At 33.8% G+C, this 2,626-nt stretch carries 2 protein-coding genes and 1 pseudogene; all 3 read left to right on the forward strand.

What is annotated here, in order from left to right; translation table 11 throughout:
* Nucleotides 1–998: pseudogene (locus CYP84_RS08575) on the forward strand (hypothetical protein); the annotation flags it as partial.
* A gap of 3 nt (nucleotides 999–1,001) precedes the next feature.
* Nucleotides 1,002–2,360: a thioredoxin reductase gene (locus CYP84_RS08580; protein ID WP_103613091.1), complete on the forward strand. Its 1,359-nt coding sequence runs from the start codon at nucleotides 1,002–1,004 to the stop codon at nucleotides 2,358–2,360.
* Between the two features lie 64 nt (nucleotides 2,361–2,424).
* Nucleotides 2,425–2,626, forward strand: a 202-nt coding sequence (locus CYP84_RS08585; RefSeq protein WP_141089207.1) for a hypothetical protein, incomplete at its 3' end; no start/stop codon positions are given.

The following is a 2,626-nucleotide window of genomic DNA, read 5'->3' on the forward strand; positions in this document are numbered from 1 at the left end:
GGCTTCATATGGCGATGGAGTATTATAAACTAAGCATAACTTATACAGAGATCACAACATATACCTTTATGAGATATACTCATAGGTTTAGCTATACAGATTTTCAAGAGATAAAGAGACTAATAAAAGATTATGCAGGATCATTAGGCAAGAGCATAGGTGCTTCTATGGTTAGTGGTGCATTAGAACTTTGGAAAACATCCTATGAAAAACTAGAAGAGAACTACAACGAGATAATGCACACAAGATACACATATAAATTTAATGAAGCTTACGCACTAAATAACATATCTTATAAACCTATGTCACTATATGAAGCCTATGATAAAGATAGTACAAATACCTATTGCTACTATCCAGTGATGATCTATCAAAACTATATAAGCCTAAATTTAAATAGACTATTTCTAGGAGCTAATATAAGCAGTGGAGGACTAGACTATAACTCATTTATATACTATGACATAGACCATAAGAAAAACAAACTATCTTTTAACCTAGCCTCTAAACTAGCACTAAATAACTTAAGTGCTTATCTATGCTTAGATGAGCTAAGAGGATCTGGTAATGAGATAGATGCAAGGTACTTTAACTATGCTAGAAGTAGATACACTGAATCTGATGTGGAGATAAGGGAGCTAAATTTGGATGTTAAAGAGGAGAAGGAAATTTATATGATATATAAAGGAAATACTCTACAAACCGAAAGCGACGATGTTAAACACGCCATAGATGCCTATCAAGATGCGGTTGAGATAGTTAATGTATTTAAAAAAGGTATTTTTAACACCGATGATGAAAATAGCCACTCTAACCTATCAAGATATCTAGTAGAAGCTCTTGATATTATTGGCAACAATAACATAAAGGGTATATATGTGGGGTGTAAGGAAAATGACTCTAAAGATGGAAATTTCAATGGAAAGACAATTCCTCCTCGCCTAGTCGGTCGTCTAGCCACTACCATAGTTATGGAAGATGGTCTATATATAGGATAAGAGATGAAGAAGATCATATTTATCATCATAGCTCTTTTAGTAGCAGGATCACTATTAATAATAAACAAAGGAAATTTAATGAGTAAAGAAAATTTAATGGATAATACATATACGGTTATAGCTCCGAATGGAGACAAGATAGAATTTGATAAAAAAACAAATTTAATAGCTTCTAAAAATGCAAAAAATAATACGGCACGCTTGGAAGAAAAGTCTCAGATGGTTCTTGAAGCCCGTGCAATCCTAGACTCATCTCCATATAAAAACTATAAACCCCTATACTATAACCCTAAACCAAATTCTCTAGGTCAAACAGACTATCTATCATTTAAACCATGGCTAGATATTAGCTATAAAGCAAGCTCAAATAAACTATCACCTTGGACTAAGACTGAAAAAGCTTACTATGAAAGCTTAAAAGATAAGAGAGATAGATATATCTATCTAGTAAAAAGAAGTAATCTAAAATGTACTATGATAGATATCCCAGAAGATGCAATAGGTAGAGTAGATAGTAATGGCAAACTAACTAAACCAGAATATGCTGAAATTTATGATGAAGTAAACTCTAATAGAAAAACTCTAAAATCAGAACTATTTGCAGCGGAGTGGAATATATGTGCAGGAGTATTAGGAAATACAGCTGGGTTTTCAAGGGGAGTTGGATTAGGTTACGCAGGATTTAAAGCAAGAGCATATCAATCAATGTTTCTATCAGCTCAGCTTGGTAAAAAAGAAGCTTTAGGGGGACTAGCTGATTTATTTGAATACTCTACCTATTTAGTAGGTCTAAACAAAAATTTACAAATGGCTGAAGAATTTAGGAAACTAGCTAAAAACCCTCCACTAGATGAATATGGAATGATGCCTTATCTTGATGAGATAGTAGGGAGCTACTTCGTGATGGATTTTAATAGAAATTTAACCGTAGTTGAGCCAAATGGTTCAATGCATACTCATTTAAGAAAATTAGTAGAAGATGAAGGTAAGCTACTAGACCCTAGAGACCTAGATGCAAACGAGACTACAAGGGAAGAATTTACAAAATATGTTAAAGACAATATTGATGGAAGCGGTCAAGACTTTAATGGTGGTTTTCCTGGCACTTGGGACGATAGAGCTGTTTCCCTCTATATCGACTCCACCCTCCTAGAAGCTAAAATAATGTCCCTAACCCCACCAGAAGGATATCCAAATGCACCATACTACAACACACCAGAAGAGCTAACAAGACTATATGAGGCTGGTAAATTAGATAAAAAGCTAAACCCTCTAACACCAGTGATGTATAGAGATAGCTTCCCAGAAGATCTTAGGCAAAAGATATTAAGCTATGCTAAAGAGCATAATATAAAGGATTAAATAATAAATTTAATATCTATGGCTCCACTTGGAGCCAAACTCCATTTCATAATAGGCTACCACAATGCAAACATCAAACAAATCCAACCTAGTAAAACAAAAATTCACCGATATAAAGACCCTAAGTCCTATTAAGGACTACAGCCAGTACAGCATAAACATCAATAAGGAAAACAATAAATCAACTCTTGTTTTAAATTTATCCCCATTTGCAAGGATAGATAAAAAATATATAGACAACATAGAGCAAAAGAGAGAAGAACTTC

This window comes from Campylobacter concisus (assembly GCF_002912425.1).
Taxonomy (GTDB): Bacteria; Campylobacterota; Campylobacteria; order Campylobacterales; family Campylobacteraceae; genus Campylobacter_A; species Campylobacter_A concisus_AH.

Coding starts and splice junctions, on each gene's coding strand:
- CYP84_RS08580 (WP_103613091.1), top strand. CDS start 1,002: ATGAAGAAGATCATATTTATCATCATAGCTCTTTTAGTAGCAGGATCA.